14 protein-coding genes and 4 tRNA genes are annotated in these 16708 nt (G+C 58.8%); 4 read left to right on the forward strand and 14 right to left on the reverse strand.

Annotated elements, in window-relative coordinates:
* Positions 1 to 187: 187 nt before the first annotated feature.
* From QMX93_RS15450 to rluD, 7 genes are all read right to left on the reverse strand, one after another.
* Positions 188 to 264, reverse strand: a tRNA-Pro gene (locus QMX93_RS15450).
* 94 nt (positions 265 to 358) lie between these two features.
* Positions 359 to 434 (reverse strand) — tRNA-Lys (locus QMX93_RS15455).
* 5 nt (positions 435 to 439) lie between these two features.
* Positions 440 to 516 (reverse strand) — tRNA-Pro (locus QMX93_RS15460).
* Between the two features lie 9 nt (positions 517 to 525).
* A tRNA-Asn gene (locus QMX93_RS15465) sits at positions 526 to 601 on the reverse strand.
* A gap of 297 nt (positions 602 to 898) precedes the next feature.
* On the reverse strand, positions 899 to 3463 hold the full coding sequence (gene clpB, locus QMX93_RS15470) for an ATP-dependent chaperone ClpB (protein ID WP_053123937.1): 2565 nt from the start codon (positions 3461 to 3463) through the stop codon (positions 899 to 901).
* Between the two features lie 130 nt (positions 3464 to 3593).
* Positions 3594 to 4316 (reverse strand): peptidoglycan editing factor PgeF, encoded by a 723-nt coding sequence (gene pgeF / locus QMX93_RS15475; RefSeq protein WP_282356856.1) that lies wholly within the window; start codon positions 4314 to 4316, stop codon positions 3594 to 3596.
* Positions 4313 to 5275: a 23S rRNA pseudouridine(1911/1915/1917) synthase RluD gene (gene rluD, locus QMX93_RS15480; RefSeq protein WP_034153865.1), complete on the reverse strand. Its 963-nt coding sequence runs from the start codon at positions 5273 to 5275 to the stop codon at positions 4313 to 4315. The genes pgeF and rluD overlap by 4 nt, the downstream gene beginning before the upstream one ends.
* A gap of 151 nt (positions 5276 to 5426) precedes the next feature.
* Between rluD and QMX93_RS15485 the strand changes: the two genes are divergently transcribed.
* The 4 genes from QMX93_RS15485 (at position 5427) to QMX93_RS15500 (ending at position 9729) form a co-directional block, all read left to right on the forward strand.
* The gene (locus QMX93_RS15485; protein WP_053123943.1) at positions 5427 to 6443 is read left to right on the forward strand and encodes an outer membrane protein assembly factor BamD; all 1017 of its coding nucleotides are present in this window, start codon (positions 5427 to 5429) and stop codon (positions 6441 to 6443) included.
* A 127-nt stretch (positions 6444 to 6570) separates the two neighbouring features.
* Positions 6571 to 6810, forward strand: a complete 240-nt coding sequence (locus tag QMX93_RS15490) for a PP0621 family protein (RefSeq protein ID WP_053123945.1) — start codon at positions 6571 to 6573, stop codon at positions 6808 to 6810.
* Positions 6800 to 8386 carry an ATP-binding protein gene (locus QMX93_RS15495; RefSeq protein WP_282356864.1) on the forward strand — a complete coding sequence of 529 codons (1587 nt, stop codon included), beginning with the start codon at positions 6800 to 6802 and terminating at the stop codon, positions 8384 to 8386. Before QMX93_RS15490 ends, QMX93_RS15495 begins: the two co-directional genes overlap by 11 nt.
* Entirely contained in the window at positions 8383 to 9729 is a 1347-nt protein-coding gene (locus QMX93_RS15500) for a sigma-54 dependent transcriptional regulator (RefSeq protein WP_053123950.1), read from the forward strand. Before QMX93_RS15495 ends, QMX93_RS15500 begins: the two co-directional genes overlap by 4 nt.
* An 89-nt stretch (positions 9730 to 9818) precedes the next feature.
* On the opposite strand, the gene thiO is transcribed toward QMX93_RS15500, so the two are convergent.
* From thiO to QMX93_RS15535, 7 genes are read right to left on the reverse strand one after another with little or no spacing between them, the layout of a single operon-like run.
* The gene (thiO, locus tag QMX93_RS15505; RefSeq protein WP_282356866.1) at positions 9819 to 10919 is read right to left on the reverse strand and encodes a glycine oxidase ThiO; all 1101 of its coding nucleotides are present in this window, start codon (positions 10917 to 10919) and stop codon (positions 9819 to 9821) included.
* Positions 10920 to 10976: 57 nt separating this feature from the next.
* Positions 10977 to 11378 carry a type IV pilin protein gene (locus QMX93_RS15510; RefSeq protein WP_282356867.1) on the reverse strand — a complete coding sequence of 134 codons (402 nt, stop codon included), beginning with the start codon at positions 11376 to 11378 and terminating at the stop codon, positions 10977 to 10979.
* A gap of 15 nt (positions 11379 to 11393) precedes the next feature.
* On the reverse strand, positions 11394 to 14477 hold the full coding sequence (locus QMX93_RS15515; protein ID WP_282356868.1) for a PilC/PilY family type IV pilus protein: 3084 nt from the start codon (positions 14475 to 14477) through the stop codon (positions 11394 to 11396).
* Positions 14464 to 14943 carry a PilX N-terminal domain-containing pilus assembly protein gene (locus tag QMX93_RS15520; protein WP_212550804.1) on the reverse strand — a complete coding sequence of 160 codons (480 nt, stop codon included), beginning with the start codon at positions 14941 to 14943 and terminating at the stop codon, positions 14464 to 14466. Before QMX93_RS15520 ends, QMX93_RS15515 begins: the two co-directional genes overlap by 14 nt.
* Before the next feature lie 11 nt (positions 14944 to 14954).
* Positions 14955 to 15668, reverse strand: a complete 714-nt coding sequence (locus tag QMX93_RS15525; RefSeq protein ID WP_282356871.1) for a prepilin-type N-terminal cleavage/methylation domain-containing protein — start codon at positions 15666 to 15668, stop codon at positions 14955 to 14957.
* Positions 15665 to 16114 (reverse strand): type IV pilus modification protein PilV, encoded by a 450-nt coding sequence (gene pilV / locus QMX93_RS15530; RefSeq protein ID WP_053123960.1) that lies wholly within the window; start codon positions 16112 to 16114, stop codon positions 15665 to 15667. Before pilV ends, QMX93_RS15525 begins: the two co-directional genes overlap by 4 nt.
* Complete coding sequence (locus tag QMX93_RS15535) at positions 16111 to 16584, reverse strand: GspH/FimT family pseudopilin (protein WP_282356874.1); 474 nt, start codon at positions 16582 to 16584, stop codon at positions 16111 to 16113. Before QMX93_RS15535 ends, pilV begins: the two co-directional genes overlap by 4 nt.
* Between the last annotated feature and the right edge of the window lie 124 nt (positions 16585 to 16708).

Consider the following 16708-nt stretch of genomic DNA (forward strand, 5'->3'; position numbering starts at 1 on the left):
CGCGATGGCGGTGTGTCTGTCGACTTTATTGTTGAATGACACGCCGCTTTCGCGAGCAAGCTCGGCTCCTACAGGGGATCTGCGGTGCTTACAGATTCCCAATTCATTCGGTGTTGTTTTGGGAGAAGCCTGAGTTTTTCGCGGACAAAAAAAATCCCCGTATCTTTCGATACGAGGATTTTTAATATGGTCGGGGTAAGGGGATTCGAACTCCTGACATCCTGCTCCCAAAGCAGGCGCGCTACCGGACTGCGCTATACCCCGGTAAAAAAAAGGCGACCTTTCAGTCGCCTTCTTCGATCAGCGCTTTTGGCCTCTGATCTTAAGATTCGATTCCAGCGTTAACTGGTTTCAAAAATGGTGGGTCGTGTGGGATTCGAACCTACGACCAATTGGTTAAAAGCCAACTGCTCTACCAACTGAGCTAACGACCCAAAAATGGTCGGGGTAAGGGGATTCGAACTCCTGACATCCTGCTCCCAAAGCAGGCGCGCTACCGGACTGCGCTATACCCCGGCTTGAAATTGGCTCCGTGACCAGGACTCGAACCTGGGACCCAATGATTAACAGTCATTTGCTCTACCGACTGAGCTATCACGGAACTACATATTTCAATTTACAACGGTGAAACTTACTGCTTCCAGTCACTCGTTCGCATCGCTGCGTTCGTGTGTCTGAGGCGCGCTATTCTACAACCTAGAACACCTCTGTCAACCCCCTAAATTGCTTTCAAGTTAATGATTTGCAACTTATTTCAGATTTCAGCTCAGTGAGTTGAAACCGTCTTGGCGACTGACTGCGGGGCGCACTTTACAAGCCTTTTCCTTTGAGTTCAACAGCCTAACGAAAAAAAAGGCCCCACAATGTGGGGCCTGCCAATTTTCATTGGCGTTTGGACTTAGTTGAAAACGATTTCGTCGTTCTCAACCACGCCGGTTGCCGTGTCACCTGGCAGGAAATGCCCCGACAGGATCAGCTGCGCCAACGGGTTTTCGATCCAGCGCTGGATCGCACGTTTCAACGGACGTGCGCCATAGACCGGGTCGTAGCCCACCGCAATCAGTTTATCCATCGCTTCCGGGCTCAGTTCCAGCTTCAGTTCACGCTCAGCCAGACGCGTACGCAGGCGACCCAACTGGATCTCGGTGATGCCCGCGATCTGATCCCGTGCCAGGGGCTCGAAGATCACTACTTCGTCGACCCGGTTGATGAACTCCGGACGGAAGTGCGACGTCAGCGCGTCCATCACTGCAGCACGCTGTGCCTCACGATCGCCGACCAGTTCCTGGATCTGAACCGACCCCAAGTTCGAGGTCATCACGATCACCGTGTTGCGGAAGTCCACCGTACGGCCGTGGCTGTCGGTCAGGCGACCATCCTCAAGCACCTGCAGGAGGATGTTGAACACATCCGGGTGCGCCTTCTCGACTTCGTCCAGCAGGATCACCGAATAAGGCTTGCGACGCACAGCCTCGGTCAGGTAACCGCCCTCTTCATAGCCGACATACCCTGGTGGCGCACCGATCAAGCGAGCCACGGAATGTTTCTCCATGAACTCGGACATGTCGATCCGCACCATCGCCTCTTCAGTATCAAAGAGGAATTCGGCCAGCGCCTTGCACAGCTCGGTTTTACCGACACCGGTCGGGCCGAGGAACATGAACGAGCCGCTTGGACGATTCGGGTCAGACAACCCGGCTCGTGACCGTCGCACGGCGTTGGCCACGGCGACCACGGCTTCTTCCTGACCAATCACACGTTTGTGCAACAGGCTTTCCATCTTCATCAACTTGTCGCGCTCGCCTTCGAGCATTTTTGACACGGGGATGCCGGTCCATTTCGACACAACCTCAGCGATCTCTTCCTCAGTCACCTTGCTGCGCAGCAACTGGTTCTCGCTCTTGCCGTGCTGATCGACCATTTGCAGGCTGCGTTCCAGATCCGGGATCACCCCGTACTGCAACTCGGCCATGCGGTTCAGGTCGCCTTTACGGCGTGCCGCTTCCAGTTCCTGACGCGACTGTTCAATCTTCTGCTGAATCTGTGCAGAACCCTGCACCTCGGCTTTTTCCGAATTCCAGATTTCCTCCAGATCGGAATACTCGCGTTCGAGGCGGACGATTTCTTCCTGGAGTTTCTCCAGACGTTTCATCGCCGCTTCGTCGCTTTCTTTCTTCAGTGCCTGCGATTCCACCTTCAACTGAATCAGGCGACGTTCCAGACGATCGAGCACTTCCGGCTTGGAATCGATTTCCATGCGGATACGGCTCGCGGCCTCGTCGATCAGGTCGATGGCCTTGTCCGGCAACTGCCGGTCAGTGATGTAGCGATGGCTGAGCTTCGCCGCCGCAATGATCGCACCGTCGGTGATCGCCACCTTGTGGTGAACCTCATAACGCTCTTTAAGGCCGCGCAGGATCGCGATGGTGTCTTCTTCGCTCGGCTCATCCACCAGGACTTTCTGGAAACGTCGCTCGAGCGCCGCGTCCTTCTCTATATATTGGCGGTACTCGTTGAGCGTGGTCGCACCGACACAGTGCAACTCGCCGCGAGCCAGTGCTGGCTTGAGCATGTTGCCGGCGTCCATCGAACCTTCGCCCTTACCGGCGCCGACCATGGTGTGCAGTTCGTCGATAAACAGAATGATCTGCCCTTCCTGCTTCGACAGCTCGTTGAGCAGCGATTTCAGGCGTTCTTCGAACTCACCGCGATACTTGGCACCGGCAATCAGCGCGCCCATGTCCAGCGAAAGCAGACGCTTGCCTTTAAGGCCGTCCGGCACTTCGCCGTTGATGATGCGCTGGGCCAGACCTTCGGCGATCGCGGTTTTACCCACGCCAGGTTCGCCGATCAGCACCGGATTGTTCTTGGTGCGGCGTTGCAGAACCTGAATGGTGCGACGAATTTCGTCGTCACGGCCGATCACCGGATCGAGCTTGCCGTCTTCGGCGCGCTTGGTCAGGTCAACGGTGTACTTATCCAGCGCCTGACGCGACTCCTCGTGGTTGGCGTCATTCACCGCTTCGCCGCCACGCAGGTTAGTGATGGCGTTTTCCAGAGCTTTTTTGCTCACGCCCTGGCCGAGCAGCAACTTGCCGAGCTTGCTGTTCTCGTCCATTGCCGCGAGCAACACCAGTTCGCTGGAAATGAACTGGTCGCCCTTCTGCTGCGCCAGACGATCAGCCTGATTGAGCAGGCGTGCCAGATCCTGCGACATGTTGACGTCGCCAGTCGGGTTCTGGATTTTCGGCAATTGGTCGAGCTCTTTGGTCAGCTCTTTGCGCAAGCTGTTGACGTCGAAGCCCACCTGCATCAGCAGAGGTTTGATCGAACCACCCTGCTGTTCAAGCATGGCTTGCATCAAGTGCGCCGGCTCAATCGCCGGATGATCGTGGCCGACTGCCAACGACTGAGCGTCGGACAAGGCCAACTGTAATTTACTGGTTAAACGGTCTATTCGCATAAGTCACCTTCCTTTTGAGCAGGCCGGACCTAAGAAACCATCCTGAATAAAGAAACCTGCCAGATACCCCTATAGATGCGGTCGATTCTGGAAGATTCAAGCGTCAGAGAGTTGATGCAGATCAGACAGTCTAGCGGGTGAGCCAAACTAAGGAGGCGAAGCGTCCGGTGCGCGAAGCACGGCGATAGGAGAAGAAGCGCGGATCGGTCACGGAGCAGAAACCGCCACCATAAACAGCAGTGACACCACGGGCTGCCAGACGCAGGCGCGCCAGCATATAGATGTCCGCCATGAACTTGCCGGCATTGGCGCTCGGCACGAAGGCGTTTGCCGCTTCCGGCAACTGACTGATGAAGACTTCACGAACTTCCGGGCCGACTTCAAAGGCTTTCGGGCCAATCGCCGGGCCGAGCCAGACCAAAACGTCATTAGCCGGAATATCGAGGCTATCGAGCGTCGCTTCAAGGACACCCGCCGCCAGACCACGCCAACCGGCATGGGCCGCCGCCACGCGAGTGCCAGCGCGATCGCAGAACAATGCCGGCAAGCAATCCGCCGTCATCGCCGCGCAGGCAATACCGGGCGTTGCCGTCCAGCTCGCATCAGCGGTCGCAACAATGCCCGGATCAGCATGCGCCACGGTAATCCCGTGAACTTGCTGCAACCAGGCAGGCTGTATAGAGAAGTGTTCGGTGAGACGGCGACGGTTTTCGGCAACGGCCTCAGGACGATCATCAACATGATCGCCCAGATTGAGGCTGTCGAACGGCGCCTCGCTGACACCGCCATCGCGGGTGGTGACGCAGGCTTTGACGCTGGCCGGCGCGGGCCAGTCCGGCGTCAGCCAGTTCATCCGATGAAGGCCTCGCGATCCTGCTTGAGCAGGGTCAGCAGCCAGACGAAATCTTCTGGCAGCGGCGATTCCCAGCTCATGCGCTCACCGGTCGTCGGATGATCCAGCTCAAGGAAGCGCGCGTGCAGGGCCTGACGCGGGAAATGCTTGAGCGATTCCACCATCGTCGGGTTGGCCGCTGGCGGAATGCGGAAACGACCGCCGTACGCCGGATCGCCGACCAACGGGAAGTTGATGTGCGACATATGTACGCGAATCTGGTGAGTACGACCGGTTTCCAGTTTCACCCGTACATGGGTGTGGGAACGGAAGCGCTCCAGCACGCGGTAGTGGCTGACGGCAGGCTTGCCGCCTTCCATCACCGCCATGCGCTGGCGCTGCTGGCCATGGCGACCGATCGGGGCGTTGATCTTGCCACCGGCCGTTACCACGCCAATCACGATGCACTCATAGATGCGGCTGACGCTGCGACTCTGCAATTGAGTAACAAGCTTTGTCTGCGCCTGAATGGTCTTGGCCACCACCATCAAACCGGTGGTGTCCTTGTCCAGACGATGCACGATACCGGCGCGCGGGACATTGATGATGTCCGGCACGTGGTGCAGCAAGGCGTTGAGCAGCGTGCCATCGGCGTGACCGGCAGCCGGGTGTACCACCAGGCCCGCAGGCTTGTTGATCACCAGAATGTCGTCGTCTTCATAGACGATGTCGAGCTCGATGTCCTGGGCGATCCACTCGCCCTGGGCTTCCTGCTCGGCAGTCAGCTCAAGGATGGCACCGCCGTGCACGATGTCGCGAGGGCGGATGACCGCCCCGTCCACAGTCAGGCGACCTTCTTTGATCCAGGCGGAAAGGCGCGAGCGAGAGTGCTCAGCGAAGAGTTGGGCAGCGACTTGATCGAGGCGTTGGCCGCCCAATTCGGACGGCACCTCTGCGCGAAGTTCAATTTTATCGGACATGCTCTGACTGTGCGTCGGCACAGCTTTTGGTTTCGGCTGCGCGCTTGTGGTTAAATACGGCGTCTTTTGCCCCGAGGCTTTTCAACGGGGCGCTCATCATAACAGGACGGCCCCGCCCAAGACAGCGGCCGTCATAGGGACGCAAGCCGCCATGCAAGTGAAACACCTGCTGCTGATCGCCATCCTCGCATTGACCGCTGCTTGCTCATCGAAGGAAGTCGTAGACGAAAACCTCAGCGAAGCCGAGCTATATCAGCAGGCTCAGACTGACCTGGACAACAACAGCTACACCAGCGCCACAGCCAAGCTGAAGGCTCTGGAGTCGCGTTATCCGTTCGGTCGCTACGCCGATCAGGCACAGCTGGAGCTGATCTACGCCAACTATAAGAACGCCGAGCCGGAAGCTGCAAAATCCGCCGCCGAGCGTTTTATTCGTTTGCATCCGCAGCACCCGAACGTGGATTACGCGTATTACCTCAAAGGTCTGACTTCTTTCGACCAGGACGTCGGCCTGCTGGCGCGCTTCCTGCCGCTGGACATGACCAAGCGTGACCCGGGCGCTGCCCGCGACTCGTACAACGAGTTCGCCCAGCTGACCAGCCGCTACCCGAACAGCCGCTACGCGCCGGACGCCAAGCAGCGCATGATTTATCTGCGCAACCTGCTGGCAGCCTACGAAATCCACGTGGCCGACTACTACCTGACCCGCCAGGCTTATGTAGCCGCTGCCAACCGTGGTCGTTACGTGGTGGAAAACTTCCAGGAAACTCCATCGGTCGGTGACGGCCTGGCGGTGATGACTGAGGCTTACCAGCGTCTGCATTTGGACGAACTGGCTAACACCAGCCTGGAAACCCTGAAGCTCAACTACCCGAACCACCCTAGCCTGCAAGACGGCCAGTTCGTGCCTTCGGTGGCTGAAGCGGACAACCGTTCGTTCCTGAGCAAGGCGACCCTCGGTCTGATCGAGTCGCGTCCACCGCTGCCGCCGGGCGAAACCCGCGCCAACCAGGACGTGCAGAAGCAGTACCAGGACGCGAAAGATGCGATCCCGAACGAGCTGAAGCCTAAAGACGAAAACGGCGACGTGATCGAAGAGCCGGAGCCAGAGTCGAGCGACACTGACCGTTCGTGGTTCAGCTACATGACCTTCGGCGTGTTCGACTGATCACACCGGATGGACAAAAAAAGGGAGATCTCAGGATCTCCCTTTTTTATTGCCGCGCGTTAATAGGCTGTGCGCTTGTCGGGAGCTTGGCTAAACTGCCGGATCATTAGTCGGAAAGCCGCTCATCATGCTTCGTTTATTGTTCTGGATCGTCCTGATTTTCGCCGCTGTCTGGCTGTGGCGTAAATTCAAGGCGCCCGCCGCCAATCAATCCAATCGCGCCCCTCGCGAACAGGACGCCGCGCCGATGGTGCGTTGCGCCCACTGCGGCGTGCACCTGCCGCGCGACCGTGCATTGAGCGTTCAACAACAGTGGTATTGCAGCCAGGCTCACCTTGAGCAAGGCCCGGGCCCCCGTGATCGCTGAGGCCAACGCCGACAGCAAACAGGCTCAGCGCCTGCTGCGCCTTTATCATCTCTACCGTTTAAGCGTCGGCATCATGCTGGTGCTGCTGATCTCCAGCAATATGGACAACCGCCTGCTGACGTCGATTGACGACGATTTGCTGCGCAGCGGCAGTTGGCTGTACCTGGTGCTGAATATCCTGCTGGTGGTTTTCCTAGAGAGCACCCGGCGCCCGGCGCAGTTGTTCAGCCTCGCGCTGGTCGACGTGTTGCTGCTGTGCGGTTTGTTCTACGCCGCCGGCGGGGTTGCCAGCGCCATCGGCAACTTGCTGATCGTTTCCGTGGCGATCTGCAACACCTTGCTACGCCGGCGCATCGGCCTGCTGATCGCTGCCATAGGCGCGCTCGGCATCGTCGGCTCGAGCTTTTTGCTGAGTTTCAGCCATCCCCTCACGGCCAACGATTATCTGCAGGCCGGCACCCTCGGCGCGCTGTGCTTTGCCGCCGCTTTGCTGGTGCAAGGGTTGATCCGTCGGCTTGAAGTCAGCGAGACCCTGGCCGAACAACGCGCCAGCGAAGTCGTCGGACTTGAGGCACTCAATGCGCTGATCCTGCAACGCATGCGCACCGGCATTCTGGTACTCGACGAGCAACGCCGCGTGCAACTGGCCAATCACAGCGCGCAGACCTTGCTGGCGCGCACACACCTTCAGGGCCATTTGATCGACGACTATTCGCCCGCCCTCGTCGATCGCCTGCAACTCTGGCTGAACAACCCGACCTTGCGTCCTCAAAGCCTGAAGATTCCCGGTAACGGTCTGGAATTGCAGCCGAGTTTTATCGCCCTCGAACAAAGCCCGAACCAGCAAACCCTGGTGTTTCTCGAAGACCTCGCGCAAATCGCTCAACAAGCGCAGCAACTCAAACTCGCCGCGCTCGGGCGACTGACCGCCGGCATCTCCCACGAAATCCGCAATCCATTGGGCGCCATCAGCCATGCCGCGCAGCTATTGGGTGAATCCGAGGAACTCCATGGCGCCGACCGGCGTCTGACGCAGATCATTCAAGATCACTCCAAACGCATGAATCGAGTCATCGAAAACGTCCTGCAACTGTCCCGCCGCCAGCAAAGCGCACCGCAACGGCTGGATCTCAAGCCGTGGCTGGAAAACTTCGTCAACGAAAGCCGCGAGCAGGCCAATGAACAGCAACAGATTCATCTGCGGATCAATTCTGGGGATTTCACCACGCTGATGGATCCTGCGCAGCTCACGCAAATCCTCGACAATCTGCTGCGTAATGGCTGGCGCCACAGCGCCCTGCTGCACGAACAGGCCGAGGTCTGGCTGGCGTTGTTTGTCGACACCGAAAGCCAACTGGCAGTGCTCGAAGTGCAAGACAACGGCCCCGGCGTGCCCGTCGATGAGCAGGCGCATCTGTTCGAACCGTTCTTCACCACCAGCAGCCAGGGCACCGGCCTTGGGCTTTATCTGTCCCGTGAGCTGTGCGAAAGCAACCAAGCGCGCCTAGACTTCAAACCACGCCAAGGCGGCGGCTGCTTTCGCATCACCTTTGCTCACGGACGGAAACAAAGTTGAACACGAGCCCACGGCAAAAAATTCTCATCGTCGACGACGAACCGGATATCCGCGAACTCCTGGAAATCACCCTGGGACGGATGAAACTTGACACCTTCAGCGCGCGTAATCTGGCTGAAGCCCAAGCGCTGTTACAGCGCGAGCAATTTGATCTGTGTCTGACCGACATGCGCCTGCCCGACGGCACGGGGCTGGATCTGGTGCAGCACATTCAACAACGTTATCCACAACTGCCGGTGGCGATGATCACCGCTTACGGCAGCCTTGAAACGGCGATCAATGCGCTGAAGGCCGGGGCGTTCGACTTCCTCACCAAACCGGTGGATCTCACCCGCTTGCGCGAACTGGTCGCCACCGCGCTGCGCATGCCGGTGGCGGGCGCCGTGTGCACGTCGATTGATCGACGCTTGCTCGGTGACTCCCTGCCGATGCGTAGCTTGCGCAAGCAAATCGACAAACTCGCCCGCAGTCAGGCCCCGGTGTACATCAGCGGTGAGTCCGGCAGCGGTAAAGAACTGGTCGCACGACTGATCCACGAACAAGGGCCACGCGCGAGTCAGCCGTTTGTACCGGTGAACTGTGGTGCGATTCCGTCGGAACTGATGGAAAGCGAGTTTTTCGGCCATCGCAAAGGCAGTTTTACTGGCGCAGTTGAAGACAAGCCGGGACTGTTTCAGGCGGCGAATGGAGGCACCTTGTTTCTTGATGAAGTGGCGGACTTGCCGCTGTCGATGCAGGTGAAACTGCTGCGCGCCATTCAGGAAAAAGCCGTGCGTAGCGTCGGTGGGCAGCAGGAAACCGTGGTCGATGTGCGGATTCTTTGCGCGACGCACAAGGATCTTGATGCGGAAGTGGCTGCCGAGCGGTTTCGGCAGGATCTGTATTACCGGCTCAACGTGATCGAATTGCGTGTGCCGTCTCTGCGTGAACGGCGCGATGACATTGAAGTGTTGGCGGCGCACATGCTCAAGCGTCTGGCCAAGGACACCGGGCAACCGGCGGCACGCTTGCATGCGCAGGCGCTGGAAGCGCTGAAGAATTATCGTTTTCCGGGGAATGTGCGCGAGCTGGAAAACGTGCTCGAACGCGCGCACACCTTGTGCGAGAACCGTACGATCGAGGCTGGGGATTTACGCCTGAGCGAGGGTAATTGCGCGGCGGAAGGCGGGATTGCGGATCTGACGCAGATCGACAATCTTGAAGATTATCTGGAGAACGTTGAGCGGAAACTGATTCTGCAGGCGCTGGAGGAAACGCGCTGGAATCGCACGGCGGCGGCGCAGCGCTTGAGTCTTTCGTTTCGGTCGATGCGGTACAGACTGAAAAAACTCGGTCTGGATTAAATCGCAAAAGATCGCAGCCTTCGGCATCTCCTACAGGAAACCCATTCCAAGGTAGGAGCTGCCGAAGGCTGCGATCTTTTGATCTTGCTTTAAATGCGGCCCGCAGGCGCATACGGCGCCGGATCTATGATCGGCGCCCTTCCCAACATCACATCTGCAAACAACTGACACGACGCCGGCGCCAGCACCAATCCGTTACGGTAATGCCCGCAGTTCAGCCACAAGCCTTCATACCCCGGCACCCGGCCAATGTACGGAATCCCTTCCGGCGAACCCGGACGCAACCCCGCCCAATGCCCGACCACTTCAGCATCCGCCAACGCCGGAATCAGCTCGACCGCTGAAGCCTTGAGGCTCTCCAGCGCCACATCGGTCGGCGTCTTGTCGTAGCCTTCATGCTCCAGCGTGCTGCCAATCAGAATATGCCCATCACGACGCGGAATCGCGTACCGCCCCTTCGCCAGCACCATGCTCGGCAAGAAATCCGCCGCGCACTTGTAGAGAATCATCTGCCCTTTCACCGGTTCGACCGGCAGTTTCAGATCCAGCGTCTTGAGCAGATCACCGCTCCATGCACCCGCCGTCAGCACGACCTGATCGCCCTTGATCACGCCGCCGGAGGTTTCGACGCCGATGACCTGCCCACCTTCACGAACAAACCCGTTGACCTCGCACTGCTCATGAATCGTCACGTTCGGCATCGCTTGCAGCGCCGCTTTCAACGACTTCACCAGGCGCGGATTACGTACGTTGGCAACGTCAGCCATGTAGATCGCCCGCGCGAACCCACCGCCGAGTACCGGCACCGCATCGTGCGCCGCCGAGATATCCACAGCCCGCAGCGGACGGTTCTCGCGTTGAGCCCAAGCGAGCGCTGCGGCTTCATCGTCAAGATCCAGCCAGTACAGGCCGGTGGTGTGGACTTCAGGATCAACCCCGGTATCAGCAAACAGACGCTCGCCGAGCTGTGGATAAAAATCCTGCGACCAGTGCGCCAGCGCGGTGACTGCCGGGCTGTAGCGCCACGGGTACAACGGCGAAACGATACCGCCGCCCGCCCAGGACGATTCCTGGCCGAGGTTCGAACGATCGAGCAGCACCACGCTGCGCACTTCGGAGGCGAGGTTGTAGGCGGTCAGCAGGCCAATCACCCCGCCGCCGACTATCACCACTTGCTGTTGCCTGGTCATGTTTGATCCAACCGTAAAAAAGACAGTGGGCGCAAAAGGCGCCCGAAAGAAAGCGCCTCAGCGGCCCCAGCAATCCTTGGTGGTCAACCCGGTGGTCGCGTTGTTCATGCTTCTGACACCGGTGTTGGTCAGGGTGAAATCCCCGCACTTGTCGGTGGCCATGGTCGTACCGGTTTTACGGGTCGCGGTCAGCAGGAAAGTCTGGTCAGCGATGGTCGGGGTGATGGTGTAGAAATCATTGCCCGTGCTGAGCCCGGTGATGCCGGTGTAGACATTGTTCTTGGTGTAGAAGCGCTCGAGGGACTGCGCCTGCTCCGAGAGTAACGACACCACTTCGGCGCGGCGGCCCTTTTTCAGGTACTCGGTGTAGCTCGGTGCGGCGATGGTGATGACGATCCCGATAATCGCAATCACGATCATGATTTCGATCAGGGTGAATCCGCGGTTGAATCTGCGCATGCCTCAAACTCTCACTTACTGTATTTGTCGCCACATGATACGACGGCTGCCGCCGCCGCCCTTTTCCACCAAGGTAGTGATGTTACCGCTGGAATCGTTAAAAATTTTGCGTGTTGCGCCGTTGACGATGGCGTTCAGGGTCGGAATGCCACCGGTAAATATCACACCACTGGAAATCGTGTCGCTGCTGTCAACCACTCCATCCCCGTTGGTATCGAACACCGCATAGTTGAGCATCTTACCGCTGAACGCATCGAGCTCGGCCACTTTGCCGGTTCCAAAACTAGAACAGGGATCGGTGGTATCGACGCTGGCGGTGGTGAAGACGATTCGCCCAAGCACCAGACTGGCCTGATTGATCACGCGCTCACCGATCAGCGCGTTGTTATACACCAAGGGCAAGTACCAGCCCTTCTCTCCTGGATAGGTCGTGTCGTTCTGCGTCGTTGTCACGAACTGCCCGCTACTGCCGGAGAACACGCCCGTGACTGCCTGCGCCTGCAAACTGCTGACGGTCAATTGTCCGGAACCGCCATCGGCATCCCACACCGAGTAGAACGCCTGCAAATCCTTGTTGGTTTTGTCGGCCGTTTCGTTGAATTTTCCGGTGCCGAAGAAAATCTGTTTGCCGCCCAGTGAGTTGTCCGCCAGTAACGGTTGCGCGGTGATCGGCTGAGTCGCGCCGCCCGCCGTGGTGAACAACGGTTTGCCGGAAAACGCCACGCCCCAACTGTCGGTCGACGTCGCACTCAGGTCGAATTTCCACAGGCGCCCTTTCAAGTCACCGCCGTACGCGGCCTGCACGACATTGGAAGAGTTGACCTTGAGCTTTACCGAGGACAAACCGTTGGTGGTTTCCGTGCTGTCGATGACGATCTTCTTGATCAGCGAGCCGTCGCGTACATCCAGCACATACAGCGCGGCCACACCAGAATTGCTGCCGTAACCGTTGGAAATAAACGCCGCCCAACGACCGTCGGCCAAGCGTGCCACTTCCGGCCGTGCGTAGGCGTAACCCAGATCATTAAAAGCGTTGGCGGTGCTGGCCGTGTTCGGCGCACTGACCTCCCATAACGCCTTGATCACATTCCCCGCAGAAGCATCAAATAGTTGCAGCCCGTAAAACGTTTTTCCCCCGGCACCGGTGCCACCAATGGCCAGGGTTTTCCATGAGGTGCCGGACTGCGCGTCGAACACTCCGACTTGCCCGTCGACGAGAAACTTGTGGCTGACGCCATTGATGTAGGTCGGATCAGCAATCAGCCGTAGCGACGGCAACACACTGGACGGCATGTAGGCGTAGCGCCGGTTGCCATTGGCCGAGTTGATGATGTTGACGAAACCGTCGTTGGCATTCACCACCAGATTGGCGTTCATGTTCGCGGCTTTGGTCGTCAGATAAGCGCTATAAGTGCTATCGCCGGACAAGTCGGCAGCGGTCTTGTCCGTGGGGGCCGCCAGCACCAATGGCGAATTGATGATGTCGCCGAGCAATACGTTGCGAACCTTGAGCCCGGTTTTGTTGGTGCCTTTGCTCCACTCCACCAGATCATTGCCGGTGATTCCGGTGGGCAGACTCTGACTGAGCGTGGTTTGTTGCGCTGGGGAAAAGTTGCCGTAAGCCAGCGTCACGGCGGCGTTGCTCGTGGTGTTCCAGGATTGGTAAGTCGGCGCAGTCGCTCCGGGCACTATGGTCGTATCAGTCGTCCAAAGCGTGGTCGACGTATTCACCGCCCCGGAAGACGTGAAGCCGAAAGACTTAATGGTGCCGCGCCAATCCTTGGGGTCGTAACTGGTCTGGAAATAGCTGGTGCCGCTCGCCAGCGTGGTGCCGCTGGCGACGCCGCTGCCGCCGGAGCCCGCCTTGGAAGTGATATCACTCAACGCCGACGACAGTGCCGCATTCAGCCCCGTGCTGTCCGTCGCCTGATAATACTTGCCCTGCCCATAACTGGCCGCATCCGACAACATGTCGTTGGCCGCCGTGAACCCCACCGTGTAGGTGTTCAAGTTTTGCTTGGGAAAATCCACCGCATTCCAGCTCTTGCCCGCCGCGTCGGTGCCGGTCGAACGCATGTCGATGTCGAAGGCGAATTTGGCGATGTCGTCCAGATACAGCGTGTCGCCCTCATTGTCGCCATTGAGGTTGTTGCCGTCATTGTTGACGCCATCCCAGTTCGGTAAACGAGTGCCGCCCAACGGGTCGTTGGTCGGGAAGGTTCGGTCAAACGTCGGCAAACCATCGGTGATCACCACGCCGTAGTTTTTCTGGCAGCGATACTGAATCGGGCTGGTATAGGTCGTTGGTGTGCTGTTGTAGTACGGCGCCAAGCCGCGCATGTAGCGGGTGATCTCGTAATAGGTTTCCGCCAACGGCGTGTTGGCCACGGCGCTCAAAGCGTTGATCGATGAGATGAGCGCGTTGTAGTTGGTATCCGCCTGGGCCTGAGTCACGCTGCCGGAGACCGGTGCCAGATCGCTGATCGATCGCGCGATGTACCCGCCATTGCCGGAGTTGTTGCTGGTGGCCGGATTGAAGGTCGAAAGACCCATTCGCAAGGTGCGGTTGCTGGTCACCAGTGCCGTCGATACGTTGCGCGCCACGTTGATCCGGTAATCGTTGGGAATCGCCCCGGTGGTGAAATCGCGGGTGCCGTTGTTGATGGCCAGACTGACCACGTAGGAAATGTAATCGCCCGAATAACGCGTGTTGCCGCTGCCCACGGGATCCGGCAGTTTCAGGCACAGCGGCGCGATGCTGTTGTTGTAGAACGCATAGGCGCCACCGGAACAGCCGGATGTCGGCAGGCTCGACAGAAAGATCGTGTCACCGGTGATCGCTGTCGAACTCAGACACAAGCCGAGCAAGGCGTTGCATTGTCGTGCGGGTGTGGGATTGTCGGCGGGGTTGAAACCGGACGCATAAATGATGCTGTTCATGCTCCCCGAATCATCGATCAACAGCATCACGTTTGGCGGAACCGCTGCAGCGCTCAACAACGGCGAATCCGACGGCGTGAACGCATACGCCGGTGCCGTCAGATAAAAGCTCAGCAACAGGCCGAGCAGCAGCGATCCATAGCGCTCAATACTTCGCATAAACACTCTCCACCACGCTGCGCGAAGTGCCGGCGATGCCGACGGCGGTCACTCGATACAACGTTGCCGAGGTATTGCTCGGTACGTTCACCGCCGTGAGTGTGGTGCCAATGTTTTGCACACCATAGAAACCATTTCCGGTCGCGATCCACGTCACGCCCGAGGTGGAATTGAGCCCTGCCGCACTGACCACCGAAGATTCCGCCGGCGGCGCGCATTGCGTCGTGCCGCTGCACACCGCCAAGGTGTAAGTATCGAGTTGCACCGCACTTTCGCCCACCCGCAACGCCGCTTCCGCAGTCTGGAACGACTGATTACGCAAACTCACACTGCCGGCCATTTTTTCCTGCAGGTTGGCGCTCTGCATCGACGACAAACCAATCAGCGTCAGTAACAACAAAAACACCAGACTGACCAGCAACGCCATGCCGCGCTGGGCCTTCCTGCTGTGAAGAGAAATCCGCATCACCCTGGCCCTCACTGCAAGCGGTTGCGCAAAGCGGCAACCACGTTGAAGGTTTGCGGGGCGACCCGGCTGTTGGGGTCGAGCAGGGTCAGGCTCAGGCGCACACTGCGGATGCGTGCCGGATCGCTGGGGTTGGCGCTGTAAGTTGAAGCGGCCACATCGGTCGCAGAACTCGCCAGGCCGAAGGTGACGGTGAAAGCACTGACGTTGTTCACCAGCACCTGCTGGGTCGGCGTTCCGCTGCCGGTGCCCATGAGTATCTGGCTGTTGCTGAAGCTGTAGATCAATCGGCGAATCGGAAAGGCAATCTGTCCGGTCGCCGCCGTTCGTAAACCGGTATACGCCGTGGCGCTGTTGCGGCAATCGGAGAGCACCGTCCAGGTCGGCGTGCCACCACCGCTGCCGATATCGGCGGTCACCAGCGTCAGTTTGAGGTTGGCGTTATCCCAGCCGATCGGAGCGATCTGCGCGGCATTGAAATCCCCCGCCGTGCTCGAATCGGTAATCGTGCCGAGGCAACCGAACATGCCGACCATGCGAATTTCCTGAATCATTTTGCTCAGCACAAAACGCGCATCCTCCTGCATCGCGGCGGCGCTGTTCTGACTGACATAGGTATTTTTCGCCGCGATGAAAATCTGCACGACACCCAGTACGATGATCAGACCCAGCGCGAGAGCCACGAGCAATTCGATCAGGCCGAAACCCCGATTATCGCGCCTCATGGCGTGGCCACCGGATCGACCGCCGCGCGACTGCTGAGGACGAAACTGCGCGGCGCGCTGGCGGTGTTGGCGGCCCGCGCGTCACTCCAGTTGATGGTGATGGTGTACACCCGTTGATTGAGCGTGATGCTGCCAGTGGCGGTCGGCCCGCCGAAAGCAATGATGTTGGTGGTGAAATCGTAGAGATCCTGATCGCGAGCGACGCTGAGATTGCCCGAGGTCGGCGGCGTCACGGTGTAGTCGGCGCCGGAGTTGGCGCGAATGCGATCCATCATGTCGTAGGCGATAAAACTGGCCTGACTGGTCATCCGCGAGCTGTCGGTGTACTTCAGCGCATTCAGTTGCACCGCCGCCGCGCCCAATAACCCGACGGTCAGAATCAGCAACGCGACCAGCACCTCGATCAGCGTCATGCCCTCCTGTGCGTGTTGACTCCCTGCCCTCATCCGCAAATTCCACCCAATTGAATTCGTCCGTTCAAACACACGTTCAGCGTCCTGCTTTGCGTGCCCAGCGTGTAACTGATGACCACCGCCGTAGTCGGTGCGGCCAGACCGCCGAGATTGTTGAAATCCAGCGCGGTCACTCCAGAGGGTAGCGCCAGAGTGGCGCCGCTGCTCATCGCTGGAACAACCCGCAATACATTCGCCGGCGTGCCAGTACTGTCGTAAACCGCCAATTCACCCGTCCAGATGCTGCCGCCGGCGCTCGGGCGCAAGCGAGTGGTCACGCCACGATCAATCGCTTCAAGCCGGGCAAAATTGATTGCCCGTTGCAGATCGCCCATTTCGGTATCGGCCTTGCTGCTCTGGATCGACTTGGTGAACGCCGGCACGGCAAGTGTGATGAGCAACACAAAGATCGCCATCGCCACCAACAACTCGATCAGCGTGAAACCTTTTGTACGAAGATCCATCGATGCCCTCCGTTGCCGTCGGCTATACCTGCTTCTACACGCTAGAACATTCAACCGACCCGCGTCGGTTGATTTGCCCTGCGCGGCGTAAGGATCGCGCCGCTCATCACACTCCACGGAGGGA

Source organism: Pseudomonas sp. PS01303, assembly GCF_029959385.1.
GTDB classification, from domain to species: domain Bacteria; phylum Pseudomonadota; class Gammaproteobacteria; order Pseudomonadales; family Pseudomonadaceae; genus Aquipseudomonas; species Aquipseudomonas rustica.

What these genes read in the sequence shown, in the direction of transcription:
- pilV (WP_053123960.1), bottom strand. Translation starts at nt 16,114, where the DNA reads ATGAGGGCAGGGAGTCAACACGCACAGGAGGGCATGACGCTGATCGAG.
- QMX93_RS15525 (WP_282356871.1), bottom strand. Translation starts at nt 15,668, where the DNA reads ATGAGGCGCGATAATCGGGGTTTCGGCCTGATCGAATTGCTCGTGGCT.
- clpB (WP_053123937.1), bottom strand. Translation starts at nt 3,463, where the DNA reads ATGCGAATAGACCGTTTAACCAGTAAATTACAGTTGGCCTTGTCCGAC.
- QMX93_RS15510 (WP_282356867.1), bottom strand. Translation starts at nt 11,378, where the DNA reads ATGCGCAGATTCAACCGCGGATTCACCCTGATCGAAATCATGATCGTG.
- QMX93_RS15535 (WP_282356874.1), bottom strand. Translation starts at nt 16,584, where the DNA reads ATGGATCTTCGTACAAAAGGTTTCACGCTGATCGAGTTGTTGGTGGCG.
- QMX93_RS15490 (WP_053123945.1), top strand. Translation starts at nt 6,571, where the DNA reads ATGCTTCGTTTATTGTTCTGGATCGTCCTGATTTTCGCCGCTGTCTGG.
- thiO (WP_282356866.1), bottom strand. Translation starts at nt 10,919, where the DNA reads ATGACCAGGCAACAGCAAGTGGTGATAGTCGGCGGCGGGGTGATTGGC.
- QMX93_RS15485 (WP_053123943.1), top strand. Translation starts at nt 5,427, where the DNA reads ATGCAAGTGAAACACCTGCTGCTGATCGCCATCCTCGCATTGACCGCT.
- rluD (WP_034153865.1), bottom strand. Translation starts at nt 5,275, where the DNA reads ATGTCCGATAAAATTGAACTTCGCGCAGAGGTGCCGTCCGAATTGGGC.
- QMX93_RS15520 (WP_212550804.1), bottom strand. Translation starts at nt 14,943, where the DNA reads ATGCGGATTTCTCTTCACAGCAGGAAGGCCCAGCGCGGCATGGCGTTG.
- pgeF (WP_282356856.1), bottom strand. Translation starts at nt 4,316, where the DNA reads ATGAACTGGCTGACGCCGGACTGGCCCGCGCCGGCCAGCGTCAAAGCC.
- QMX93_RS15515 (WP_282356868.1), bottom strand. Translation starts at nt 14,477, where the DNA reads ATGCGAAGTATTGAGCGCTATGGATCGCTGCTGCTCGGCCTGTTGCTG.